Here is a 25,937-nt window from a genome sequence, read left to right as displayed (position 1 = left end):
TCTTTAAATTTTTTTATTAGCAATAGGATAATTTGGAACACCTACAATAATCGTAGATGTATGTCCCAAAAGCAGTTGAGCAGACAAATAAATACTCATTTGTGCTCCGTGCGTAATTAAAATATTATTAGGAGAAATGTTTAACCCTCTTGTTTCTGACAAATAATTAACCATTACTTCCCGAAGTTTCAAAGTCCCCTGCGTTGTTCCAATATTTGCGTTTTTAATGGCATATTTTTTTGAAGTGAGTGAACGATACATTTTCAATAAATCATCTATTGGAGATAATCTTACGTCAGGGTGTCCGTCATCAATAACTACATCAGCATACGAAATACCATTTTCACTAAACTTGTTTTCTTCTATAATTCTAAAAGGTACATTCAAATCATTTTCATAAGGTGTAGCCGTATTAGATTCACCCCACTTTTGAGGTTTAAGCAATGGAATATGTTCCGAAACAGCAACGTGTTTTCTTGGAAAAATCATAATCCAATCTTGTGCTTCCAATTCCTCATAACCTGCAACTACGGTCTTTCGGTGTACACCTAATGTTTTGGCTAATTCCCGACTACTTGGTAAGTGCGTTCCTGGTTTCAGAGTACCACTACTGATAGCGTTAATAATGGATAAGGCAATCTGCATATAAACAGGGATTTTGCTTTCTTTATCTATGATTATGATATGTTCGTATGGTAACATAGTGGACTACCTTTTATTTGAAAATAGGGCTACAAATATAGTCCTGTTTGTAAATACTTTTGACTTATCAATTAAAATAATTTAAAAACAATGGAGTTCAACATCAAAAAAGTAGGTCTAAACGATTTAGACACCACAGCAAAATTATTTAACCTTTATCGGGTTTTCTATCGTCAAGCGGACGATTACGAAAAGTGTAAGCAATTCATTAAGGAACGATTAGACAACGACCAATCAAACATTTTTGTCGTGTATGCAGACGGCAAAGCTGTTGGTTTTGTGCAGTTGTACAAATTGTATCATTACATCAAATTGGCAAAGCAATGGTTATTGAGCGATTTGTTTGTACACCCCGATTACAGAGGCGAAGGGCTTTCGGTAGCATTGATAGACAGAGCAAAACAATGGTGCGATGAAACTGGTGCTTGCGGGCTAATGCTTGAAACTGAAAAAACAAACGACATAGGCAATCAATTATATCCACGTTGCGGTTTTGAATATGACGGTAAGCACAATTATTACTATTGGTGGAAGTAACAGAATGGGCAGACTTAATCGGTTCGCCCTTTTCAAAAAAATGGTCGGGTAGTCGAGTGGTCAGACAAGGGTACGCAATACCTTTTGCAGTGGTTCGAATCCATTCCCGACCTCAATATTATTTTATATTTCAATGAATGTATTTAACCTTATCATAAACGACAAAGAGCAGGTATCATTAAACGATATATTTCTGGATGAAGCTAACAGGCAAAAGTTTGAACAGCTGATAAAGGAACATAAATACAATGAAGAATTAAGCCAATACGGACTTCCTGTAAATAATAAAATATTGCTTCACGGTAATTCGGGTTGTGGCAAAACAATGACCGCCAAAGCTATTGCAAATACGTTAGGCAAAAATATTCTCATACTCAATTTGAGTAATGTAGTATGTTCACGTATAGGCGAAACATCGCAGAACATCAAACAGGTATTTGACAAAGCAGGTCGGGAAAAAGCCGTTTTGTTTTTAGATGAATTTGACCAAATCGCAAAAGCAAGAGGTAACGATGATAAAGACGTAGGCGAAATGCGAAGATTGGTAAATACCTTAATACAGTTGATAGACTACTATCCCGAAAAGGCATTATTACTATGTGCAACCAACCACCCAGAAATTATTGATACAGCTTTGTTAAGGCGGTTTCAGCTACGGATAAATTTTGAAATACCAATACCCGAAGTTTTAGACGAGTATTACAACAAGCTATTATTCCGATTTCCAATAGAGTTACAGAACATAGAACGTAAATACAACGTTTCATTTGCAGAAGCCAAAGACCATACGTTTACGGCTGTAAAAACGGTACTGATAAAAGAATTGGAAGAAAAATCAATCTGTCAAACCGAAACGATATCCCATCTGCAATAAAGAGAAACAAAATAGTAAGAATTTAAAACGGACAAATGGAAAATGAAATACAAATCAGAGAAATGAAAGAGCAGGATATTCCAGAACTTTTGCGGTTAATGGAAGCGATTGTTGTATATGAGGGCGATACAGATTTTAGCCTTTCAGAAAACGACTTGTTAAGTCGTGGATTTGGAACAAACCCTCAATTCGGTGCTATCGTTGCAGAGACAGGGAACAGTAAACTTGTAGGTATTGCTGTTTATTATACCATTCCTTTTATGCACAATCTAAAACCTTCTTTAATGCTTAAATGGTTATATGTCGATACTAACCAAAGAGGCAAAAATATTGGTAAAAGATTACTGAAAGGTCTTGCTCAATATGCCCTCAATAATGGATATAAAAAATTTAATTGGTTAGTTCTTGCCAATAATATTAACGCTCAGAAATTTTATAAAAGTTTGGGGTCAAAGCCAGATGATAAATGGATACGGTGGACTATTACTCCCGAAAAAATGGAAGCATTAGCAAAGCAATAACCTTTTAATACTAGGAAGTATGAACGAAGAAATTTTAAACAATATTACCGATATTCGGAAGCGAATAAATAATGCCTGTATAAATAGTAACAGAAATTCTAATGAGATAAAACTGTTATTGGCAACCAAAACTGTACCTGCCGAACGTATAAAAATTGCATTACAAGCAGGATATACATTAATAGCCGAAAACAAGGTACAGGAACTTAAAGAGAAAAACGAATCATTGAAAGAAATTCTGCACACTAATCATTTCATTGGGCATTTGCAGACAAACAAAATTAAAGATCTTTTGAAATATAATGTATCCTGTATTCAATCGCTTGATCGTTGGGATCTAGCAAAAAAAATCCACCAACGATTAGAATTTGAAAACAAAACCATAGAAGTGTTGATACAAGTAAATACTTCTTTTGAAGAAAGCAAATTTGGTGTTGGTCCCGATAATGCAATAGAATTAGTAAAGCAGGTAGCAAAGTTGGAAACTCTAAAAATAAAAGGTTTGATGACCATAGGTTTATTTAGTGCCGAAACCGAAAAGGTGCGTAAGTGTTTTCGATTGCTCAAAGATATTCAACAGAAAATTGTGGCTTTAAACCTACCTAACGTAGAAATGCAGGAATTGTCAATGGGAATGAGTGGAGATATGGAAATAGCCATTGAGGAGGGGGCAACGATTATAAGAGTGGGCACAGCAATATTTGGAAAAAGAATTTATCCCGACAGTTATTATTGGAATGAGACTATAAAATAAATTTGGTTATATACGTTATATTTCTTGAATACCTTTTCCGTCCGAGAGTCTCTGGAAACGGTTTTCTTGGTGGCCGAGGTTCTCGAAGTCACATTTTTAATTCCATTAATGTATCTCCTTTCAATTCCATCTGTTGGAATATTGTGACCGCCTTCTTTTACGCGAGTTTTAACATGTTATTTAGCTAGCTATGAATTTTTTAGCCAAAAGAAAAGTAGTGTAGTATTGTAGCCATTTCTTTATCATAGGAACTTTCATTTGTAGCCTAACCGCTAACATTATTCTATACAAAGACTAATATACAAAACCTTTGTAAAATACTTTATTGTATAGTTAGCCAAAATATCCTGATTACATTTTTTATAAACTACGGTTTCACGTAAATCAGATTGTAACGCTCTATGTAGTTTTGTTGTGTCAAGAAAATTAATTGTGATGGGAATATTTGATTTTTTAAAGAAGAAAGAATTTGATAAAATTTCTGAACTCGAAAAAAAGATTATTAGTTTAGAAAATACTAATTCTGAATTGAACTCTAATCAAAATAGATATAACGGAATAGTAGATGTAGAATTCTATATAAAAACAGAAAAAGAAAATCAACTATAGAATCAATTGAAATGATTGAAGAAGAATTCCCAACGAGTTTAATGTAATTCTAATATAAAGACTACTTAACGTTAGAAAAAAAACGTTTTATATGCCGAATTTACATTTTACTTTTAAATAATATAGATGTGTTAATTCGTTATTAAAATAAACTTACATTGTTATGTTTCCATAAGGATCAGATTTTAATAAAAGAATTTTGGCATTAGGATACATTGAGTAATAATTATAATCTATCTTCACGAAATCTGAAATCATAGTAAAACCACCGTCATCTGTCGCTAACACATCAACTCCTGCAGTGTATGAATAATCAAAAGCAATTGTTTTTTGCCATAGCTTTTTACCTTCTGGAGATAAATTAATGTATCTTATATCTGAGAACCCCATAGATCTATTATTATCTTTACCTGTAACCAATATATCTGAATTTGATAATTCAGTAACCGAAAATTGTGCAATTTCATCTGATAGGAAAGAGTGTTCCCATATAAAATTACCACTTTGATCAATTTTCTTTATAATATCAAATCTTTTATCATAAGCTCCCATCCAATGTCCCTGAATAATGAAATTTTCATCCTTTGTATTAATTATTTTTATTGGAAAACAATAACCATCGCCAAATTTTTTTTCGAAAATTTTATTACCATTCATATCAATTTTAAACAACCAAAATTTAGCATTAGAATATCTACCATTTTGGTCTTCAAGACGAGTATCTCCAAACATAATCATGTTATTATTCTTATCAAATGCTAAATCTAAAATATTATTATAATAATCTAATTCGTATGACTTATGCCATAATATGTTTTTATTTGGAGAAAACTTTACAGCAACACCTTTTATATCATCCATAAATTCTGAATGCATATGATTTCCAACAACAACCAAATTATTTTGTTGATCATACTTTAAAGACTCTAATAAAATATACTGATCGTATCCATATATTTCTCTAAAATCTTTTTGCCATATTTTATTGCCATTTTTATCTAATTGAACTACATAGTGTTGGTACGTGAAAATAGATCCATTATTAGAATTAATAATTTCAACAGGTTTATTTAATGTTTGATAAAAATCTGGATCTGAAAAAGTATAATATTTATTCCAAATTAAATCGCCTTCAGCATTAATTTTAAACACAAATACTGAACGAGAGAATATACCAGAAACCAAATAATGATTATCCTCTGTTAAAGTAATTGATGATAATTCACCATGATATTTATTTGGACCATAATCATAATCCTTCATAAATTTCAAGTAATATTTGAAAGTTATAAATTTAAAATATTCTCTTGTTTCATTACCATGACTGTCTTTTGCTATTATATAACCAGAGTAGTTTTTTAATTCTTCAAGATTTTGAAAATTAGCTTCTAAATCAATTAGATCTGAGAAAATTTTTACATTTTCTAGATAAATATCATATTTGACAGGATCGTTATCTGGGTCAATTGCAGCATTCCAAATTATTTTAGCACTAGAATGTGACACATCTTTAATTGTTATCTCAAAGTTTTTTGGAGCTTGATTTACTTTTGTTACATCATCTTTTATATCTAATTTATCGTCTTCATTTGTACAAGAAAACAAAAAGCCAATTGAAAAAAAAAGAAATATTTTAATATACTGCATTCTTATAAATTAAGTGAAAAAACACTTTTACAATAGCAAATAAAGGATAAAATTAAATAATTAACAAAATTATTTTTTGCATCGAGTATCATTCAGAAGAAGAAAAAGCAAAAAGAGAATTTGAGAAAGCTCAAAAAGAAGCAGAAAAAGAAGAAGCCTATTTCCAAAAAGCTTTAGAAAAAGTAAGAAAGGAGCAAGGGACTAATAATTCCGAAGAATTAAAATTACAAATAGAGCAACTCGAAAAAGAATTGGAAGAGGCAAGGTTAAAAAAGGAAAGAGCTTTATCTATGGCTCAGCAGACCAAGAGAGGACATGTGTATATTATTTCAAATATTGGTTCTTTTGGAGAAAATGTATTTAAAATAGGAATGACAAGAAGGCTAGAAGCTTTGGATAGGGTACGAGAATTAGGAGATGCCTCAGTTCCATTTCGATTTGATGTTCATGCCATGATTTATAGTGATGAAGCCAGAACCTTAGAATATGAATTGCATAAAGCATTTGCAGATAAAGCTGTCAATTTATTTAACTATAGAAGAGAGTTTTTTAATGTAACTCTTCAAGAAATTAAAGAAAAAATAGTAGAGTTAGGCTTTGAAGCTGAATTTATAACAGATGCGGAGGCTATGGAATATAGGGAATCATTACTACTAAAAGAACAATCAACTATAGAATCAATTGAATTGGTTGAAGAAGAATTTCCAACGAGTTTGATGTAATCCGTACAATTTAATTACACAAATTAAACCTTGGAGTATTAGTTTTATTCGTTTTAGAATTTATCAGGTTCTATTTATAAGCGAGTAGGTCAACCTTTTTGTGGAGAAATTGTATAAGACTTTTATTATAATAATTTCTGAAGTAAATACTCAAATTATATATTATCTGTATTTTAAGGCAAGTGAATTTAATTTCATAAGTTTAGATTTTAACAGTTCAAAAATCAATATCTTTACACCGTATGCAATTTTAAGATTAAAAAGGCAATTAATTGATCAAAGTATTAAATGTATAGTTGAGAAAATTATACTATAATTACAAGATTAACTACTTATAAAATCTTTATTAAAATAGCAGAAAAGTTAAATGTAAGATTAACAGCACTATTCAATGACTAACAGTACAGAAAAAATACCATTTAAGATTTCTGCAAGAGCAGGTAAACTTTTGGGAAGAGAAAATTTTTCAAATCCAGAAGGTGCAATCACTGAATTGGTTAAAAATTCTTATGATGCGGATGCTGAAAATTGTTTTGTTTTTTTTGATATACCTATTATTGAGAAAGAAGATGAGAATAAAGAAATTTATTTAGTTCCTGATAAAGAGAATAGTATTATTTATATCATTGACAATGGTGATGGTATGGAAAGGGATATTGTTGAAGAATATTGGATGCAAATAGGTACAGGAAATAAAGAACAATTTTATTTGTCAGATAAAGAAAGAGTAAAAACTGGAGCTAAAGGAATTGGGCGTTTTGCACTAGATCGGTTAGGTTTTGAGACCGAGATGTGGACTTTATCTAAGAAGAATAAAAATAATGATGGAATTTACTGGAATATGGATTGGGCACAATTTGATGATTTTAATAAATCAATTTCTGAAATAGAAGCGGATATCACACCAGTTAAAATAGATATTAAAAATAAAATTAATGAGGTTCTTGGAACAAGTTTCGATTTTTCTGAAATAAAGGATATTGATTTTGAGCATGGCACAATTTTAAAAATATGTAATTTAAAAGATGAATGGTTTCCTGCGGAAATTAATAGTGTATTTTCTAGTTTGGAAGCTTTGATTCCCCCTAAAGAATTAAATATTCCATTTAAGGTTTATTTCAAACATCTTCAAAATTTGTCACAATATGGTGATGTGAAAACTGCTTTCTTTAATGATTTCGATTATAAAGTAACAGCCAAGTATTTTGCAGAGAAACTTTCAGTTGAATTTACAATTGAAAGAAATGAACTTGATTTACAAGTATTAAAAAGGAAATATGGACATTTATTTCAAAACTTATCTCAGCCATTTAATTTAGAATCTATAGAAAAAAAGACTTTCACTTATACAAAAAGTATTGCTAAATTATTGAATTGGGAGATGAATCAATTAAGAAGAGAATTTTTAATTGAGTTAGGTGATTTTCAGTTTACTTATAACTATATAAAATTTACCAATTCTAAAAAAGAGGGTTATCCATATAAAAGTATAGTTAGTAGAGAAAGAAGAGCAACATTAGAAAGATTTGGTGGAATAAAAATATATCGCGATTCTTTTAGGGTTCGTCCTTATGGTGATCCTAAAAACGACTGGTTAGGTTTAGGTTTTAGAGCAGGAAAAAGTCCTGCTGGTGCTGGGCAACGCATAGGTGATTGGAGAGTAAATAATGAATCTTTAGCAGGTATCATCACTATTTCTAGAAATGATAACCCTTTATTGGTTGATAAATCAGATCGTGGTGGTTTACAGGAAAATGATGCATTTGAGTTATTTAAAAATATTATTATTGCCTGTATTCACGAATTTGAAGTTGATCGTTCAAGGGTGTTGAATCCTATTTATATTTTTAATAAGCAAGAGGAAGAAAAACGCAAAAACGAGGAAATACAAAAAAAAGCGCACGAATTAGCGTTAAGAATAATTGAAGATAGTAAGTCAAATAATACGTCCAATGAAGAAGAGCAACAAGAAGCCTATGAAGAGTTCTTTAAAGAATCAGTTAGAGGAATAATTGATGATAAAAAAGAGGAAGAGAACCAAGAAATTGTGCAAGTGAGATCGTTGGCAAGTTTGGGTCTAATTGTTTCCTCATTTTCACACGAATTGAAAGAGGTTAGTAATAATGCATCTGAAATAGTAGAATTAGAAAAAAATGTTTTAAATCTAATTCCTAATGAAATGAAGTTATTACCTAGCAGTATCAATGACTCAACTGAGTTTGGCGATGTTGTTGATATTTTTGCTTTACTCAAAGAAGATAAAGAAAAAATAAAACATTGGATTGATTATACTTTAACAGCAATAAGAAAAGATAAACGAACGAGGACTAAACTAAATTTTGGAAACTTTTTTATACAATTACAAGATACTTGGAAAAGAATATTTAAACGAAAGGATATTAATTTTATAATTAGTGATAGAACAATTGATACTAACTATAGTTTCAGAGCCTTTGAAATGGATATGACAACAATATTTTCAAATCTAATTAACAACTCTATTGATTCATTTGAAGATAAGAATTCTGTTGATGAAAGAAATATATTGATCGAGCTAAGTATAGTTAATAATAGAATAGAGATTATCTTCTCAGATAACGGCAAAGGACTAGACAAAACATTTGATAATAAAGAGGAAATTTTTCTTGCATTTACTACTTCAAAAAGAGATAGGGTTGGTAATGAGGTAGGAACAGGACTTGGTATGTATTTGGTAAAATCGGTTATTGATGATAATAATGGAAATATAGAAATATTAGAGCCAGAACAAGGTTTCGCTGTTAAAATTACGTTTTCAATAAATTAATAATTTAAATTATGGATGTACGATATAAGATAGGTTACATAGATGAAGATGTAAACCAAGTAAAATTATATAGACGAAAGCTAAAAACTTTTGGATTCGATGTTATAGGTTATGAAATAACAAAAGGAATGCTTTTACAAGACCTAATGGAACAAGTTTATAGTTCTGATATTGATTTATTAATGATTGATTTTAGATTGAAAGAAGGTAATATTTTAGCTTTTAACGGAGATGAAGTTGAACGTGAAATTTATGATAAGAAACCACAGTTTCCTCACATAATTTTCACTAATAAGTCGGATCAAGCTAAGCCTGATGTTGATGATCCAAAAATAATTTTTGATAAAGAAATTGTTTTTCCTAGCGATGACGGAGATGAAAATATCCAAACAAAAGATTTCATTGATGTACTTACAAAAAGTATAATGCAGTATAAGAATCACATTGAAAAAAGAAAGAAAACCATTTCTGAATTATTGGAAAAAGAAAAAACAGATGAATTAAGTACAGATGAAAAGAACTTATTGCTTTCAACACAAAGAGATTTATTAAGTTTAGATAAAATGAGAATGCTAGAGGTTCCTGAAAATTTAACTTCTATCAATGATTTAGATAAAATATCAAAAGCTAGACAAGATGCAGAAGCTTTTATTAATTCATTATTAGAAAATAAAGATGATGAAAGTAAGGGATAATTTGCCACAAAGAAGAACTAACCCCACAAAAACCCCGACTGGTAGTAATTGGTCACAACACAAACCTGATTTAAGAGTGGATTTTCATAAACATTGTGCTTATTGTGGTTCATATGATGGATTTAGTCATACATATTTTGAAGTAGATCATTTCGTTCCTAAATCTTTATTTACAAAGACTGGAAATATAAGTTTATGTCAGTATAGTAATTTAGTCTATTCTTGCAAATTTTGCAACAATATTAAGTTAAGTAAATGGCCTTCAAATGATGAGACTGTACCTAATATTAACAATATGGGCTTTGTAGATCCTTGTACAACTGATTATGATACACATTTATATCGAACAAAAAATGGTAGTATAAGCTGGGTGACTGATTTGGGTAAATGGATGGTAGAAGTTGGTTTTAAATTTGATGAAAGGGATTATGCTGTTAAGCTTTTATGGGAGTTAAATCAATTAAGAAAAGCTATTGAAATTTTAACTTTAGAAGCAAAAAAGTATCATCCTAATTCCGAAAATTACAATAATATTTTAAATAAATCTCGAGAATATAGTGAACAATACTTTTTATATCGAAATGAGCTTGATGAGTATTATAAGATAATGTAACAAATGAAGAATATTTTTAAATATCTTGAATCATATTCACCACTTCCAAAAAAAGTTGATAGGCTTATTGTGTCTGCTTTTTTAGAAATTAATCAATTAGCCGTTTTAGAGAATCGCTTTTTATTAGAATATTCCATCACTGAAAATCAAATTCAAGAATGGGATAGTTTAGTTCAATTCATTGAAATCATTAATGAAGAAATAGATGTTTTTGATATCGAAAAGCTAATTGAACTTTTCGAATTTGTTATCTCACCTTCAGACAGAATTATAAATGGTGCAATATATACACCTTCGGATATTAGAGATTATATTGTAAATGAATCATTAAAAAGGGATAATCTTGATCTGGATAATATTAAAGTTGCGGATATCGCGTGCGGTTGCTCGGGATTCCTGTATACAGCTGCAAAAGAGTTAAAACGTAGAACAAATAATACATACCAATATATTTTTGAAAATCAAATTTTTGGTTTAGATATTCAAAATTATTCAGTAGATCGAAGCAAATTGCTATTGAGTCTTTTAGCTTTGTCTGAAGGAGAGGATATTGAAGAGTTTAATTTTAATATTCATCATGGAGATACATTGCTGTTTAATTGGAATGAAGTAATAGAAGATTTTCATGGCTTTGAAATTATAGTTGGTAATCCACCTTATGTATCAGCTCGTAATCTTGATGAAAAGTCTAAAGAAAATGTAAAACTTTGGGAAGTGTGCACTACTGGTAATCCAGATTTGTATATTCCTTTTTTCCAAATAGGTTATGAGAATTTAGCTCTTAATGGTATTCTGGGCTTCATAACAATGAATACTTTTTTTAAAAGTTTGAATGGTAGAGCTTTAAGAGCTTATTTTGAAAGAAATAATACATCCATTAAGATTATTGATTTTGGTACACATCAGATATTTAAATCTAAGAGTACTTATACTTGTATTTGTTTTTTGGAAAAAGTAGAACAAAATTATATAGAATATTATAAATCCGAGAATAAGGAATTACCCTCGAAAAGAAATCAATATAGTAGAATAAATTATCAAAATCTTGATGCAAAGAATGGATGGAATCTGAATAATAATGAAATTATTTCTAAAATTGAATCTGTGGGAACACCTTTTGGTGAAAAATATAAAACTAGACATGGAATAGCTACATTAAAGAATGATATTTATATATTCAAACCAGTTGATGAAGATGATGAATTTTATTATTTGCAGAATGGAAGTCTTTATCCAATTGAAAAAGGTATCTGTAAAGATATTTTGAATTCAAATAAATTGAGTAGAAAGATTGATTTTGATAATGTTATAGAAAAAGTTTTGTTTCCTTACAATAACGATATTAAGCCGAAAGCATTAGAAGAAGATTATTTAAGAGTAACCTATCCTAAAGCATTTGAATATTTACAGAAAAAAAGACAAATACTTTCAGGTAGAGATAAAGGGAAAGGAGATTATGAAAAATGGTTTGCTTTTGGAAGAACTCAGTCATTAGAAAAAGTGAATAATAAATTATTTTTCCCTAAATTTTCAGATAAAATACCTTCTTATGTTATGAGTAATGATGATGAATTATTATTTTATAATGGACAAGCTATTATTGGGCATTCTAACGAAGAAATGCAATTGGTGAAAAAAATTATGGAATCTCGTTTATTTTGGTTTTATATAAAATCAACAAGTAAACCTTATTCTTCTTCTTATTACTCTTTAAATGGGACTTATATAAAGAACTTCGGTATTCCTGATTTTAAACAAGAGGATATTGAATTTATAATTAATGAATCAGATAAAGATAGATTAGATATTTTTTTTGAAGATTTTTATAATTTAGATTTATCTAAAGAAGAAGTGTAATATTTCAAATTATCATAGATGAAATATAAAAATCCCCAAAGTAACACTTTGGGGATTTTTAGTAATGATTTTTTTAAACACCCTATATTTTTATTTCTTTAGATTTCTTCTGTTTTGAAATCAAATAAATCTTTAGGAGATTTGTTTAATCCTTTAGCTAATTCTACAATTGTTGTAATTTGAATGTTTCTTTCTCCTTTTTCAATTTTACTAATCTCACTAAAATCGACATCACATCTTTGAGCTAGTTGTCTATAGCTTAAACCTTTTTCAGTTCTGATTTTTTCGAGATTTTTTCCAAAATATATTAAATAACTTCTTTTGTTATCCTCAATTGTCATGATAATAGTTTAAGAGCAATTTCAATATTATTTGAAATAAAATTGTAGGTAAAGTTTTCTACATTAGATTTTTTTTACTATCTTTGGTTAAAGAATTACAAGAATATGTAATTTTGCAATACTTATATAGAAAATATTAAGCTATTGCTTATAGTCTCGCCGTTGAAAACTGGTAATTTTTGGAACGAGATGGTAAGTAGATAAGCTCACGTCTTATGCCGTGAGCTCACTTATCTGTTCCTCGGTATACCAGTACCTCAGCGGCAGATAATGATGAGTTTCACGGTTTTTTGTTTTTGGTCATTTCTTCCATTACAAGTAGCACTGAACTTCATACAATATACTTGGTTTTATTCCTCTACAAATCAAGTAAAATACACTCTCTAAAAATATGTGTTTCTATAAAAGAAATGCACAGATGGTTATTCGATTCTACTAGAATTGAAAAGTGATAGAAAGGATTTTACATTCATTTTTTCCTTGATGAAAAAACATTTGAGATGAAGAGGAGAAGCTCCAGTGGAGCTTAGGTATAGTGCTTACAAGTCGGTCAATAATGGCTATTCGCTAAATGCTTTAAATCATTCGCATGTAAAATGCGAACAGTAAATCATTTTTAACGCTCTTTACGCCGAATTGACACTCGACTTTTCAGCAATGACGGTTTATAAATTAGTTGTTAAAAAAGGATTTGAGTATTGAAAAAGGATGAAAAACCGGCATTAAAACTCTCACGTTAAGAAAATGGTTGAATGTAACGTTAAAAAGGTTTTAGCCCGTAGGGTTTGTAAAAAGTTTAGTGGAATGAGAACATTTTTAGTAGAGAGGTTTACAGCCAAGAGTTTTTTGATTACTTTTTTGCTCATAAAAAAGTGATAAAAAGATTTCTTGAAATGACAGAATATTAGAGAAATAATGTGTTAAAAAGTGTTAAATTCCTGTATCGGTGTATATCCAAAATGACACTTTTCTGTATCGGTTGTGTATCCGCGCTGTATCCATTCTGTATCCATTGTATATGCGTTCCGTATGGTTTGTTCGAGGTTCGTGTATCGGTGTTGAGTTGTAAAATGTAGTATGTAAAAAGTATGATGTATTTGAAAAAGGATGAAAAACCGGCATTAAAACTCTCACGTTAAGAAAATGGTTGAATGTAACGTTAAAAAGATTTTAGCCCATAGGGTTTGTGAAATCTTTAGAGAAATGAGAATATTTTTAGTAGAGAGGTTTACGGCCTTGACTTTTTGGTTACTTTTTAGTCAAGTAAAAAGTGACATTAATGAAAAGGAATACCTGAGTCACACCGTGACTCCTCCTCTTAATCTCAAATGTTTTTTTGGATGCTCTTCCCCGAAGGGCATATGAATACCGATAATTAAAATAAACATTGAATGAATAAAAAAATGAAAGGAAGAGATTCTGCACTTCGAGTGCCTCAGTGCCCATGTTTAGAATGGTAGAAAAGAATATTCACCACATAGATACATAGAACTGAATGATGAAAAATAAAGAGCAATAGAGAAGATAAATCTATTAAACATAGTTAGTAGCTCGCTATGTTTCAGTTTACTGAATTATACAATCTCTAAAAAAAGAGACAGAAAGATTCTTCGACAAGCTCAGAATGACAAAGTCCGTTTTTAAAAATGACAACGAATTTGAGTATTGAAAAAGGATTTAAAAATCCGACGATTTAGAATCGAAATGCAATTCAACTCTAAATTATTGGAATAAAAAAAGTTGATGTGTCTGAACGAAGTGAGTTATCAACTTTATGGAAATAATTTATTTAGTTGAATCATTGAGAGACTACTGTCGGCATCTTTTTTTGTTTCGTTTTTTTGGATGCTCAAAAAAATGAAAATAAAGAACAAATTTGAAATAAAAAAACAAAACCCCTTTCCCAAAAACAAAGTTGGCGCGATGTACTGGAAAAGGAGAGGCTTTTAAAACTAATGTTGAATTAAAAAACTAATGTAAAATCATGAAAGAGTAAACAGATTCACACTCTATCCCCCGAAGACAACACAAAGAGTATAAATGATCTTCATAAAATGATTAGTGTTAATTTTTAGTTTTCATTTATTAATGTAATTTTTAAAACTGTCGGAGGGGGAAATTTTTTTAGGAGGCATATGATAAACAGGCACGTGCGCGCGAAAATAGATTCTGCACTTCGAGTGCCTCAGTGCCCGTATTAAAAGTGATAATGAATTTGATTATTGAAAAAGGAGTTAAAAATCCGACGATTTAGAATCGAAATGCAATTCAACTCTAAATTATTGGAATAAAAAAGTTGGAGTGTATGAGTGGAGCGAGTTGCCAACTTTATGGAAATAATTTATTTAGTTGAATCATTGAGAGGCTACTGTCGGCATCTTTTTTTGTTTCGTTTTTTTGGATGCTCAAAAAAATGAAAGGAAGAGATTCTGCACTTCGATGCTTCGACAGGCTCAGCAACCGAGGTTCAGTGCCCGTGTTAAAAAAGAATTTGAATATTAATAAGAAAAAAAACGTAAAACGTTAAGCGTAAAACTTATCACGTAAAAACAAAAACCCCTTTCCCAAAAACAAAGTTGGCGCGATGTACAGGAAAAGGAGTGGCTTTTAAAACTAATGTTGAATTAAAAAACTTATGTAAAATTATGAAAAAATTTTACTTTAAACTCAGTAGGTGTACATTTGGTGTACTACTCGGGTTGTTTTGTGCAACACCATTGTTGGCACAAACAGGAAAAACCGTGACTGGAACGGTAAAAGAACTTCAAGTCCCGCTAGTGGGCGTAATGGTAAAAGAGGAAGGAACTAATAATTCCACTTTTACTGATGATAATGGAAACTATTCGTTGATTTTAGAACATGATGATGCTAAACTAATTTTTGAGCAATTGGATTTTCCTATTCGTGAAGAAGAGGTACTGAATAGAAGCGTGATCAATGTACGTTTCACAAAGGAGGAGGAAGGTATTCAGCTAAAAGATGTGGTGATTAATGCAGGATATTATGCTGTAAAAGACAAAGAACGAACAGGATCTATTGCACGTGTTACCGCAAAAGAAATTGAGAATCAACCCGTGAATAATGTACTTTCTGCCATACAAGGACGAGTGGCTGGAGTGAGTATCGTACAAAACTCTGGAAATGCAGGTGGAGGTTATGATATTCAGATACGTGGACGAAATAGCCTAAGAAGAGAAGGGAACGAACCACTTTATATTGTAGATGGTGTACCTTTTGGAAGTGGAAATACAACAAGTGTAGGGCTGTCGTCTGGTATTCTACCTTATGGGGAATCTAATCCTCTTAATTTTCTGAATCCAAAAGAAATAGAAAGTATAGAAATCTTAAAAGATGCCGATGCTACTGCTATTTATGGTTCGCGTGGAGCCAATGGAGTAGTACTGATAACAACTAAAAAAGGAAAAAGTGGAAAACTAAATATCACCTATAGTTCAGATTACACAGTGGGTAAAGTAATGAATCGATTAAGATTAATGAATACGTCTGACTATTTAGCAATGAGAAGAACAGCATTTGAAAACGATGGAATTAAAACTTATCCAACAAATGCCTATGATATAAATGGAGCTTGGGATGAAAATTCGTCAACCAATTGGTTTAACGAATTAGTAGGGCACATTTCTTCTAAAAGCAATAACCAATTAAGTATAAACGCAGCCTCAGATCAATTTCAATTTTTAATGAGTATTGGACATTTTGAAGCAACAACTGTTTATCCAGAACCATTTCGATTAAAAAAGACAACTGCTTTAATTAGTTTGAATTATACTGCACCAAATCAACGATTTTCTATTGGATACAAAGGTAATTTAAGTCGATCTGTCAATAAATTACCTTCTACCGATTTGTTTTCAAGTGTTATAAGCTTAGCCCCGAATGCTCCAAATTTATACAATGAACAAGGTGAACTGAATTGGCAAAACAATACGTTTGTAAATCCATTAGCTTCACTCAGAAGCTATTATACTAGTAATGGTGATATGATGAATCATGCTATTTTGAATTCAATTCAATTAATTAAAGGATTAAGTTTAGTGAATAATATAGGGATTTATTATAGTCAATCAATAGAAAATCGGGTAAGTCCATCTACAATATACAACCCAAATTATAATTATGGGAGTGAACGATCTAACGTATTACGATACGATCAGAAAGTTATGTCGTATAACATAGAACCACGATTAGAGTACAATAAAAGTATAAATCAACACCACTTTACAAATCTTGTTGGATTAACATTTCAACACAGACAAACAAATGGATTAGGAATTTCGGCTTCTAATTTTCTGAGTAACTCATTGCTAAACGATTTATCTTCTGCAAGTGTAAAAACAATTAGTGCACAACCTATCATAGATTATACCTATCAATCTGTTTACGGTAGATTTGGATATAACTACCAATCCAAATACTTTATAAACTTAACTGGTCGTCGTGATGGATCAAGTCGTTTTGGACAAAATTTTAAATATGGGAATTTTGGTGCAATTGGAGCAGCTTGGATTTTTTCTAAAGAAAACTTTCTCAACGAATCATCTTGGTTAAGCTTCGGAAAAATAAGAGGTAGTTATGGGATTACAGGTAATGATTTGATTGGTGATTATCAATACTTGGATACCTATATTACAAAGGCAAGAACGTACGATCAGGTTACAGGATTAGAGCCAAATAGTTTGTACAATCCTAATTTTAGTTGGGAAAAAAATAAGAAATTAGAATTCGCTCTTGACTTATCTTTTTTTAGAGATAGAATAGGATTTTCACTTGCATGGTATAGAAATGTATCTGGAAATCAATTGGTCGGAATCCCTTTACCAGGAACAACAGGTTTTTCATCCATTCAATCTAATTTACCTGCAAAAGTAGAGAACAAAGGAATTGAAATTGAACTTTCAGCAAAACCATTGCAAAACGCTATTCAATGGAAAAGTAGTTTAAATCTATCATTTCCACAAAATAAATTAGTGTCATTTCCCGATTTAGAAGGTTCTACTTATGCGAATACCTATGTTATTGGTCAACCCATTACAGTTAAAAAGTTATACGAATGGAAAGGCATAGACCCAATAACTGGATTACATACATTCAAAGATTTTAATCAAGACGGAAAAATAAATACTGAAGATAAGCAAGTTATTAAAAATGTGGGTGTAAAATGGTTTGGAGGATGGTCAAATCAAGTGCAGTATAAAAACGTTGGGCTTGATGTACTGTTTCAATTCGTGAAACAAAATAGTATCAATTATATCGCTCAGAGTTTCATTCCAGGAAGTTTAACCAATCAACCGATAGAGTTTCTAGATGCTTATTCACCAAATAATCCATCAGCCAACTATCAACGATACAGTACTGGAAGCCAAACGCTCGCTTCGCAAGCCTATAATAATTTTAAACAAAGTGATCAATCGGTAAGTGATGGTTCTTATATCCGTTTAAAGAATATTTCCATTTCCTATCAATTTAAAATTGCAAACACTTCTTCTCTAAAATTGTTTCTCAACGGACAAAATTTATGGACGCTAACCAATTATTTTGGTGCTGATCCCGAATTTGTTTTATCAGGGTATTTGCCACCTCTGAAAGAATATACACTTGGATTACAATTAAACTTTTAACATTATGAAATCAATTTTTATACACTTAAAACAAGGATTAATCGCTTTAATTCTTTTGACAAGTTGCGAAAACTTCTTAGATCTTGATACACCAAATACGCAACTTGTAAGTGCAGAAGTATTTGAAGATAAAAAAACGACAGATGCTGCGTTATTAAATATCTATGCAAGTTTAAGAGATAGCGGATTATTTACAGGAAATAATTCTGGTATGACGTATTTATTGGGGTTATACACAGATGAACTTGATTTATATTCAATCAATTTGCTAGGACAGAAAGAGTTTTATGAACACACGCTATCCACTCGAAATGAATTGGTATTGACTACCTGGAACACAAGTTATAATCAAATATACCGATTAAATGCACTGATAGAAGGGGTAGAAAAAAGTACATTATTAGAAAATCAATACAAACAAACAGTATTAGCAGAAGCCTATACAATGCGTGGAATGTTGCACATGTATTTGACTCAATTGTTTGGCGAAATCCCATACATCACAACGACAGATTATTTGCAAAATAAAATAGTTCATAAAACACCCGAAAAGGAAATCTATGAAAGAATAGAACAAGATTATTTAACAGCAGAAGAGTTGTTTTTGAAAGGAACGAAAAACACATCTAAAACACGGTTAAATCTTACATCGTTAAAAACTTTAAAAGCTAAATATTACATACAAACTAAACAATGGGAAAAAGCCAAACAGCATGCAAATGATGTTATTCAAACGGCTGGTGTTACATTAGAACAAGATCTTAGCAAAGAATTTTTGAAAGAAAGTAAATCTATTCTATGGTGTTTTTCACCTCATTTAGCAACTGGAAATTCCTTGGAAGCAGATGTTTTTATGTTAAATGCTCTACCTCCAGCTTTTGTAAGTTTAAAACCCACTTTCGTCAACTCTTTCGAGAAGGGAGATCAAAGAAAAGAAATTTGGATAAAGAAATTAAATAACAATCAGGGTACTTGGTATCAACCATACAAATATAAAGCGCCCAATACTTCGTCAACAGTTAATGTAGAGAATAGTGTGCTACTTCGTTTGGCTGAATTGTATTTGATACGTGCAGAAGCTAATTTTCAACTTTCCAATTTTAGAGAAGCTGAAAATGATTTAAACCTTATTCGTAAAAGAGCCAATTTACCTATGCTTTCTAATTTATCTCAACATGACTTAGAGCAAGCTATTTTAGATGAATATAAACATGAACTATTTACAGAATATGGACATCGTTTTTTTGATTTGAAACGATGGAATCGATTAAATGAATTACAAAACAGTATTCCAACTTGGAAACCATTTATGGAGAAACTGCCTTTACCAGAAAAGGAGATTTTATTGAATAATAATTTAAAACCCCAAAATGATGGCTATTAGATTTATATTAAGCTTTTATATCTGTTTAATTTCAATTTATATTTCTGGTCAACAACAGAAATTAGATTCATTGGAAACTTATTTTAATCAATTTTATACCGTTGAATTTGTAGATGCAAACAATGAAAATATATTATTTACGAAAAATAAAAACCATGAATTGCCTGTCTATTATTTGAAAAATAATAAAAAAACAGATGAAATACGACTTGGTAGAATAATGAATTATCATTGGTTGAGTGATAAGTATTTTTTATATGATGAAAAAAATGAAGGTCTTGTACTATATAACATCCAAAGTCAAAATAAAAAAACAATTCCGCACTATAAGAAAATGATTGAAACTTCTAATAAGCAATTTTTTGTAGCGAAAAAAGAAGGTAATACGCTTTACATTAATACAATAAATAATGGAGAATTAGGAAACGAAATAAAGTTTATTGATGTAATAGATTACAAATGGGAGAATGATAAATTAGTAATTGAAAAAACGAATCATACCATTGATGTGTATGAATTAAATAAAAATATCAATCCTATTTTTCAAATAGCTGGCGTTAAATATCAGTCATTAAGATGGAATAAATCCAATCAATATGACTACATTAAACAAGAAGGAGAAGATGTATTTTATGTCAAAAGTAATGGGACAAAGGTCAAATTACTTCATGACTTAAATAAGAGTATAAATCTCAAGATTATTAACGAAGACAATAATTTACTTATATTAGAAAATACATTTCAATCTGATTATACCTTAAAAAAATCAGAAGAAGTAGAGATTTGGGATACCTCTGATGATCAAATTATTATTCAAAAACCAAAGAGTCAAAAAGAATTGATTTTTATTCAATTGAATAATGGAGAGGTGAAAAACAGAATTTCTCTAACGGACGTCAATTACGAATTTTTAGGAACGCAATATCTACTTATATTCGACAAGAATAGATACAGAAGTTATCGTCATTTACGGGATCATGTTGATGTTAAGTTAATGGATCTAGAAACAATGAATCAAAAGTTAATAGTTGAAGATTTTGACGATTATAACAGAAATAAATTAATACTTTCTGATCATAATAAATTTATCTATTTCAAAGAAAATAATTGGTGGATATATGATGTATTAGAAGACAAAAAGAAAAGTTTGACGACTTCAATAAAAGCTGGTTTCTCCGTTGATGATTATTTTAAGAATGAAGCTTTTCAGCCAGCTAATTTTTATGATAATTCACGTGTTTTTTTAACAGCTAAAGAAGGGATATGGGAATATAATCTTCTTACAAAAAAGTTGAAACAATTAATTGAATCTACAAAACAAACGGGAACTTTTACGTTTTTAGTAACTAGAAATCAAGCTAAAAATCAAGTAGATGAAACCATTTATTTACAATCTTTAAACGAAAATAATCAGTACAAAATTTATAAATGTTGTGATCGATTTAATGAAATTTATAACACATCGCAAGATGTTAAGAAAGTTTCGTTAAAAAATAAGAATTTGTATGTAATGGAGCAAGGTTATTTAAAATCTCCTCGTATTGTTCAAATAGATGAGAAGAATAAAGCAACCATTCAGGTTGAAGCAGTTAATTCAATTGTTCAAAAACGTCGTTTTCAAGATATAAAATCTATTATAAATGGGAAATCAGTAAAAGCAATATTGTATTATCCATTTGATTATGATTCAACCAAATATTATCCGATGATTGTCCATATCTACCAAAAGCAATCACATTTAGTGAATGATTTTCAATTGCCAGAAGTAAGTTCAGCTAATGGTTTCAATACTGATTTTTATACATCACAAGGCTATTTTGTCTTACGACCAGATATCATAGTTGAGATAAATCAACCAGGTGAATCAGCATTACAATGTACATTAGAGTCTATAAATAAAGCATTAAAAATAGCCAATATTGATAAAGATAAAATAGGATTAATAGGCCATTCTTATGGCGGTTTTGAGGTAAATTATATCGTAAATCGTACAAATATGTTTAAAGCAGCTGTTAGTGGCTCAGGTATTTTTGATATTGTAAATTGGTACTTTTCGATGGGTTGGAATGGATCAAAACCACAATTTTGGAGATACGAGGAACAGTTTTTTAAAATGAATTCAATGTTTTATGATTCAAAAGAAAATTATTTAAAACAATCTCCTTTACTCCAATTAGAAAACCTACATACACCTGTATTAATTTGGTCCGGAAAAGAAGATTATCAAGTCAATTGGGAACAAAGTGTTAGCATGTATTTAGCAATGAGACTTTTAAAAAAAGAAGGAAAATTGTTATTATATCCGAATGAAAAGCATGTTATAATGAATCCATCAAAGGCAAAAGATTTAAATCAGAGGATTATAAATTGGTTCGATTTTTATTTAAAAAACACTGAAATTGATTGGATTAAAAATAAGAGACAGCTGTAGAAGCTGTCTCCTTTTATAAATTATTAATTTGTTTTTTCAAATAATTGAAAATTACATACTGTTCCCGAAATTTCATCCATTCCGTAAAGATGTACACCTGGCTGATAAGTACATAAATTACCTGGAATGTTATTACATTCAAAATCCTCAACCAATGTACATGGTTCTTCTTGATCGATACGATAAATCGGATCTCCAGGATTCCATCCAACTTTCTTCGCCTGATTTGTAGCGAAAGCTGCACCAGTCCCCATTAATACAATGACAGCTGGTAAAATAATTTGTTTTAAATTTTTCATTTTAATGTGAATTTTAGTTTTGCCTACTTTTTTGCAGGTTTTCGGCTTTTCCTGTTTTAAACTGATCGGTTATAGCCGGCTTTAGTTTATAAACAATCAATTCGTTTCCAATTAGTGCATAAAAATGAGAATCAGTCACTAAAAAATCAGAAAGTTTGTTTTCTTCGCGATGTTGTACAGTAAAACTTCCGATATAATGCCTACGATCTGTTCGGTACGCATCAATTACATCCACTTGTTTCCATTGTTTTTGGGATTCAAATTTTCCCATAAGTTTAGAGATATTAAACAAGAGATGTCGATGTGCAACCATTTTTTTATTCACTAATAATGGTGGAGCGCTCATTTTATTTTTTCCATCCGATAGATGGCTTACTTCAATCTTTGCTTGATAAGTAGTATCAATCGTATTTAATTTGTGTTTGATGTGTAACGCTTGATCCATAACAATAAATTGATTGCGGTAGTAATAAGTATAAACCAAATCATTTGTATATGAATCAGAAACTAATAAACCATCTGTATCAAAAACACCATCAATTTGTTTTTCGAGTACAGTTGAAAACAATTCTATTTTTGGCTGTTTGTTTAAATTCAGCTTTCCTAAAGTCTGCGTATTCGTTGTGCTACTTTGAGTACGAATAGCAAATTTGGTAGAATCAATCACAACCAATTGATTGAAAAAAGCATCATTTAAACTGATGGTTTCTGCATGTAAATTGGTTAATTTTCCTTTGTAAATAACAGGAACTGTTCCGTCGTACAAATAAAAGCTACCATTTTTGACACGCATCATAATGGATTTAAAAGGATGATCTTTATAGTCCAAATCAATCTTTTTGGAAATGATTTGATCTGTATTGGTATCAACACTCGTTAAAACAAGTGGAGCAGTATAATTTCCTAAATACAGCGTATTATTTTCATATCCTACAAAATAATAGGAATTAGCGCCTAGATCAATCGCTTTTTCTTCGATAATTGGATGCTGTAAATACCTTCTGGTAAAATTATTTTCTTGTTTGATGATGTGTTCAGATGTGAGAAATAACATAATGACACTTCCAATTGAAACAATCGAAATAGCAAAGAAGGTAACAAATAGTTTTCGTTTACTTTTTTGAAACATTAATAATTCACCTAAGTAAATGGCAATTACAGCTAATCCAACAAATACTAGATTGAAAATCAAATGTTCTGTCCATCCAAGTTTTTCTAGAATTCCGCCACAAGAACAAGGAACAAAATCACTGTAATTAATAATCAGATAGATATAAACAGTGAACGCAAGCATTAAACCATAAGAAGCGTACAATCCAATTTGTTGTGTTCGTTTGATACAAAGCAATAATACAATTAGAATTTCCACAATAATTACGGCGTAAGAAATAAATCCTGCGTATGCACTTAGTAATGGTGATTGTGCCAATTGAATTTGAAAATTCTCAAAATCCATTAGTTTACTCACAGCTGCATAAATAAACAAAACGATAAATAGGTAGCAGATGAGCGTTTGTATAAACGGTGCAATTTTTCTCATCTTTTAGTAGTTTTAATTCTTAAAAAATAACTTTCTAACATCTAACATCTAACATCTAACATCTAACATCTAACATCTAACATCTAACATCAGTTTTCATCTTCATCAATATTTCTCATATAAGGATCTTTATCACGAGGAGGATCGTTTTTAGAAGATGTGCTATCCTTAATATTATCTTTCAAAGAAGAAGTAATACGTTCTGAATGAATCGGGGTGTCAATTAGAATATTTTCATCTTCTATACAGCTATTGAATACAAAACACCCAAGTACAATTAAATAAAAAGATTTCATAGTTTCTCATTTTTAAAGTTTGTACCGAAATTAGGTTCAGCGCAAAAAATAGGAGGTATGTTAATGCGTCAAAAACATAAAATGCCTGTCTAATTTATAAATTCATACATTCCAAATGGTAAATCATTTGCGCTTAAAAAATGAATTTGAATATTGAAAAAGGATGTTGAAACTGGCCTTAAAACTCACACGTTAAGAAAATGCTTGAATGTAACGTTAAAAAGGTTTTAGCCCGTAGGGTTTTTAAAATCTTTAGTGAAATGAGATCATTTTTAGTAGAGAGATTTACAGCCAAGAGTTTTTTGATTACTTTTTTGCTCATAAAAAAGTGATAGAAAGAGATTCTTCGACAGGCTCAGAATGACAGAAAAGAATATTCACCACATAGATACATAGAACTGAAATAAAAAAAAGAAGAGATGTAGAGAGATAAATCTTTTAACATAGTAAGTAGATCGCTATGTTTCTAGTATGGTTAAAAAGCGAATTAGAAAAAGGATTCTAAAAACCGACGATTTAGAATCGAAATGACAACGAATTTGAATTAGAAAACGAATTAAAAAAAACGTCATATGATTTGGAGGCGAGTGTCAAAAAGTTGAAGAGAATGGTTAAAATGTTTTACTGTTTGCGTAGCAAATGATCTAAAACATTCAATGGCTGAAACTTATTTTGACCGTCGAAAATCAAAGACTTGACTTTTTTGTTTCGTTTTTGTGTCAAGACTTCCCCGGAGGGCATATGAATTCATTTAAAAACAATTAGTAACTCATGAATAAAAATGAAAAGAAGAGATTCTTTGGCAGGCTTAGAATGACATCAAACAAATTGTTTTTAAATAAAAAACCAAATTGTCAAGCTGAATTCAGTTCAGCTTCTTATTATCGTCAGTCAGAGTGGCGTTTGCAAAACGTTGTATCGAAGACTTAGACGATAAATAACGAATGACAAAAACCATTGTTAAATGTGAATTTGAATATTAAAAAAGAATGATAAAAATCCGACGATTTAGGATCGAAATGCAATTCAATTCTAAATTATTGGAATAAAAAAAGTTGAGGTGTCTGAACGAAGTGAGTTATCAACTTTATGGAAATAATTTATTTAGTTGAATCATTGAGAGACTACTGTCGGCATCTTTTTTTGTTTCGTTTTTTGGATGAGCAAAAAATGAAAGTTAGAAATAAGTAGTACCTGAGCCACACCGTGACTCCTCCTCTTAATCTCAAATTTTTAATTTCAAATGTTTTTTGCGCTTAAAAAATGAAAAGAAAAGATTCTTCGACAAACCTAGAATGACATCAACCAAATTTTCAAGCTGAATTCAGTTCAGCTTCTTATTATCGTCAGTCAGAGTGGCGTTTGCAAAACGTTGTATCGAAGACTTAGACGATGATAACGAATGACAAAATCTGTAAAACGTAAAACTTAATAAAATCCGGCATTAATACTCTCATGTTAAGAAAATGATTGAGTGGAGCGTTAAAAAGGTTTTAGCCCGTAGGGTTTTTAAAATCTTTAGTGAAATGAGAATATTTTTAGTAGAGAGGTTTACAGCCAAGTCTTGCTTGTGACGAGTCTGCCGAAGTATTGATAAGTTAGAATTATACATATAAAATTACATTGCTTTTTAATAAGCTCGGATATTATTTTTAATATATGGTATAATA

At 30.4% G+C, this 25,937-nt stretch carries 19 protein-coding genes and 1 tRNA gene; 14 read left to right on the top strand and 6 right to left on the bottom strand.

From position 1 onward, the window contains the following. Positions 1-3: 3 nt before the first annotated feature. Positions 4-702: a GntR family transcriptional regulator gene (locus tag E4J94_RS14185; RefSeq protein WP_135836443.1), complete on the bottom strand. Its 699-nt coding sequence runs from the start codon at positions 700-702 to the stop codon at positions 4-6. Positions 703-792: 90 nt separating this feature from the next. On the opposite strand from E4J94_RS14185, the gene E4J94_RS14180 reads away from it, so the two are divergent. From E4J94_RS14180 to E4J94_RS17645, 6 genes are all read left to right on the top strand, one after another. Further along, positions 793-1,239: a GNAT family N-acetyltransferase gene (locus E4J94_RS14180; RefSeq protein ID WP_135836442.1), complete on the top strand. Its 447-nt coding sequence runs from the start codon at positions 793-795 to the stop codon at positions 1,237-1,239. A gap of 42 nt (positions 1,240-1,281) precedes the next feature. Then, positions 1,282-1,352, top strand: a tRNA-Cys gene (locus E4J94_RS14175). 20 nt (positions 1,353-1,372) lie between these two features. Further along, the gene (locus E4J94_RS14170) at positions 1,373-2,113 is read left to right on the top strand and encodes an AAA family ATPase (RefSeq protein ID WP_135836441.1); all 741 of its coding nucleotides are present in this window, start codon (positions 1,373-1,375) and stop codon (positions 2,111-2,113) included. Positions 2,114-2,148: 35 nt separating this feature from the next. After that, positions 2,149-2,634 carry a GNAT family N-acetyltransferase gene (locus E4J94_RS14165; RefSeq protein WP_135836440.1) on the top strand — a complete coding sequence of 162 codons (486 nt, stop codon included), beginning with the start codon at positions 2,149-2,151 and terminating at the stop codon, positions 2,632-2,634. Between the two features lie 19 nt (positions 2,635-2,653). Then, on the top strand, positions 2,654-3,388 hold the full coding sequence (locus tag E4J94_RS14160; RefSeq protein WP_135836439.1) for a YggS family pyridoxal phosphate-dependent enzyme: 735 nt from the start codon (positions 2,654-2,656) through the stop codon (positions 3,386-3,388). 435 nt (positions 3,389-3,823) lie between these two features. Beyond that, positions 3,824-3,997 carry a hypothetical protein gene (locus E4J94_RS17645; protein WP_168801887.1) on the top strand — a complete coding sequence of 58 codons (174 nt, stop codon included), beginning with the start codon at positions 3,824-3,826 and terminating at the stop codon, positions 3,995-3,997. A 153-nt stretch (positions 3,998-4,150) separates the two neighbouring features. Here the strand turns inward: E4J94_RS17645 and E4J94_RS14150 are convergent, their stop codons facing one another. Further along, entirely contained in the window at positions 4,151-5,644 is a 1,494-nt protein-coding gene (locus tag E4J94_RS14150; protein WP_135836438.1) for a hypothetical protein, read from the bottom strand. A gap of 290 nt (positions 5,645-5,934) precedes the next feature. Between E4J94_RS14150 and E4J94_RS17730 the strand changes: the two genes are divergently transcribed. The 5 genes from E4J94_RS17730 to E4J94_RS14125 all read left to right on the top strand — a co-directional run bounded on the left by E4J94_RS17730 (position 5,935) and on the right by E4J94_RS14125 (position 12,337). Next, entirely contained in the window at positions 5,935-6,366 is a 432-nt protein-coding gene (locus E4J94_RS17730) for a GIY-YIG nuclease family protein (RefSeq protein WP_221411296.1), read from the top strand. A gap of 391 nt (positions 6,367-6,757) precedes the next feature. Then, a complete protein-coding gene (locus E4J94_RS14140) occupies positions 6,758-9,172 on the top strand; it encodes a sensor histidine kinase (RefSeq protein ID WP_135836436.1) in 2,415 nt (804 codons plus the stop codon). A gap of 11 nt (positions 9,173-9,183) precedes the next feature. Then, a complete protein-coding gene (locus tag E4J94_RS14135) occupies positions 9,184-9,867 on the top strand; it encodes a hypothetical protein (RefSeq protein WP_135836435.1) in 684 nt (227 codons plus the stop codon). Next, positions 9,851-10,480 (top strand): HNH endonuclease, encoded by a 630-nt coding sequence (locus E4J94_RS14130; RefSeq protein ID WP_168801886.1) that lies wholly within the window; start codon positions 9,851-9,853, stop codon positions 10,478-10,480. The genes E4J94_RS14135 and E4J94_RS14130 overlap by 17 nt, the downstream gene beginning before the upstream one ends. A 3-nt stretch (positions 10,481-10,483) precedes the next feature. After that, positions 10,484-12,337 carry an HsdM family class I SAM-dependent methyltransferase gene (locus tag E4J94_RS14125; protein WP_135836433.1) on the top strand — a complete coding sequence of 618 codons (1,854 nt, stop codon included), beginning with the start codon at positions 10,484-10,486 and terminating at the stop codon, positions 12,335-12,337. 98 nt (positions 12,338-12,435) lie between these two features. Here the strand turns inward: E4J94_RS14125 and E4J94_RS14120 are convergent, their stop codons facing one another. Next, positions 12,436-12,678 (bottom strand): helix-turn-helix domain-containing protein, encoded by a 243-nt coding sequence (locus E4J94_RS14120; protein WP_135836432.1) that lies wholly within the window; start codon positions 12,676-12,678, stop codon positions 12,436-12,438. 2,645 nt (positions 12,679-15,323) lie between these two features. Here E4J94_RS14120 and E4J94_RS14115 point away from each other — a divergent pair. Genes E4J94_RS14115 through E4J94_RS14105 form a run of 3 tightly spaced genes read left to right on the top strand, consistent with a single transcriptional unit; the run spans position 15,324 to position 22,132 of the window. Next, positions 15,324-18,317 carry a SusC/RagA family TonB-linked outer membrane protein gene (locus E4J94_RS14115; protein WP_135836431.1) on the top strand — a complete coding sequence of 998 codons (2,994 nt, stop codon included), beginning with the start codon at positions 15,324-15,326 and terminating at the stop codon, positions 18,315-18,317. Positions 18,318-18,321: 4 nt separating this feature from the next. After that, a complete protein-coding gene (locus E4J94_RS14110; protein WP_135836430.1) occupies positions 18,322-19,701 on the top strand; it encodes a RagB/SusD family nutrient uptake outer membrane protein in 1,380 nt (459 codons plus the stop codon). Then, the gene (locus E4J94_RS14105) at positions 19,691-22,132 is read left to right on the top strand and encodes an alpha/beta hydrolase family protein (RefSeq protein ID WP_168801885.1); all 2,442 of its coding nucleotides are present in this window, start codon (positions 19,691-19,693) and stop codon (positions 22,130-22,132) included. The genes E4J94_RS14110 and E4J94_RS14105 overlap by 11 nt, the downstream gene beginning before the upstream one ends. Before the next feature lie 23 nt (positions 22,133-22,155). On the opposite strand, the gene E4J94_RS14100 is transcribed toward E4J94_RS14105, so the two are convergent. The 3 genes from E4J94_RS14100 to E4J94_RS14090 form a co-directional block, all read right to left on the bottom strand. Continuing rightward, positions 22,156-22,431 carry a DUF6520 family protein gene (locus E4J94_RS14100; RefSeq protein ID WP_135836428.1) on the bottom strand — a complete coding sequence of 92 codons (276 nt, stop codon included), beginning with the start codon at positions 22,429-22,431 and terminating at the stop codon, positions 22,156-22,158. Between the two features lie 13 nt (positions 22,432-22,444). Continuing rightward, complete coding sequence (locus E4J94_RS14095; protein ID WP_135836427.1) at positions 22,445-23,971, bottom strand: DoxX family protein; 1,527 nt, start codon at positions 23,969-23,971, stop codon at positions 22,445-22,447. 89 nt (positions 23,972-24,060) lie between these two features. After that, positions 24,061-24,267, bottom strand: coding sequence for a hypothetical protein (locus tag E4J94_RS14090; protein ID WP_135836426.1), 207 nt, complete (start codon positions 24,265-24,267; stop codon positions 24,061-24,063). Positions 24,268-25,937: the final 1,670 nt, after the last annotated feature.

The sequence above is a fragment of the Empedobacter tilapiae genome (assembly GCF_004785645.1).
In the GTDB taxonomy this organism is placed as follows: domain Bacteria; phylum Bacteroidota; class Bacteroidia; order Flavobacteriales; family Weeksellaceae; genus Empedobacter; species Empedobacter tilapiae.
Note: the sequence above shows the minus strand (reverse complement) of the source record. Positions and strands in the feature narration are given on the sequence as shown.

Coding starts and splice junctions, on each gene's coding strand:
- E4J94_RS14185 (WP_135836443.1), bottom strand. CDS start 702: ATGTTACCATACGAACATATCATAATCATAGATAAAGAAAGCAAAATC.
- E4J94_RS14180 (WP_135836442.1), top strand. CDS start 793: ATGGAGTTCAACATCAAAAAAGTAGGTCTAAACGATTTAGACACCACA.
- E4J94_RS14170 (WP_135836441.1), top strand. CDS start 1,373: ATGAATGTATTTAACCTTATCATAAACGACAAAGAGCAGGTATCATTA.
- E4J94_RS14165 (WP_135836440.1), top strand. CDS start 2,149: ATGGAAAATGAAATACAAATCAGAGAAATGAAAGAGCAGGATATTCCA.
- E4J94_RS14160 (WP_135836439.1), top strand. CDS start 2,654: ATGAACGAAGAAATTTTAAACAATATTACCGATATTCGGAAGCGAATA.
- E4J94_RS17645 (WP_168801887.1), top strand. CDS start 3,824: ATGGGAATATTTGATTTTTTAAAGAAGAAAGAATTTGATAAAATTTCT.
- E4J94_RS14150 (WP_135836438.1), bottom strand. CDS start 5,644: ATGCAGTATATTAAAATATTTCTTTTTTTTTCAATTGGCTTTTTGTTT.
- E4J94_RS17730 (WP_221411296.1), top strand. CDS start 5,935: ATGGCTCAGCAGACCAAGAGAGGACATGTGTATATTATTTCAAATATT.
- E4J94_RS14140 (WP_135836436.1), top strand. CDS start 6,758: ATGACTAACAGTACAGAAAAAATACCATTTAAGATTTCTGCAAGAGCA.
- E4J94_RS14135 (WP_135836435.1), top strand. CDS start 9,184: ATGGATGTACGATATAAGATAGGTTACATAGATGAAGATGTAAACCAA.
- E4J94_RS14130 (WP_168801886.1), top strand. CDS start 9,851: ATGAAAGTAAGGGATAATTTGCCACAAAGAAGAACTAACCCCACAAAA.
- E4J94_RS14125 (WP_135836433.1), top strand. CDS start 10,484: ATGAAGAATATTTTTAAATATCTTGAATCATATTCACCACTTCCAAAA.
- E4J94_RS14120 (WP_135836432.1), bottom strand. CDS start 12,678: ATGACAATTGAGGATAACAAAAGAAGTTATTTAATATATTTTGGAAAA.
- E4J94_RS14115 (WP_135836431.1), top strand. CDS start 15,324: ATGAAAAAATTTTACTTTAAACTCAGTAGGTGTACATTTGGTGTACTA.
- E4J94_RS14110 (WP_135836430.1), top strand. CDS start 18,322: ATGAAATCAATTTTTATACACTTAAAACAAGGATTAATCGCTTTAATT.
- E4J94_RS14105 (WP_168801885.1), top strand. CDS start 19,691: ATGGCTATTAGATTTATATTAAGCTTTTATATCTGTTTAATTTCAATT.
- E4J94_RS14100 (WP_135836428.1), bottom strand. CDS start 22,431: ATGAAAAATTTAAAACAAATTATTTTACCAGCTGTCATTGTATTAATG.
- E4J94_RS14095 (WP_135836427.1), bottom strand. CDS start 23,971: ATGAGAAAAATTGCACCGTTTATACAAACGCTCATCTGCTACCTATTT.
- E4J94_RS14090 (WP_135836426.1), bottom strand. CDS start 24,267: ATGAAATCTTTTTATTTAATTGTACTTGGGTGTTTTGTATTCAATAGC.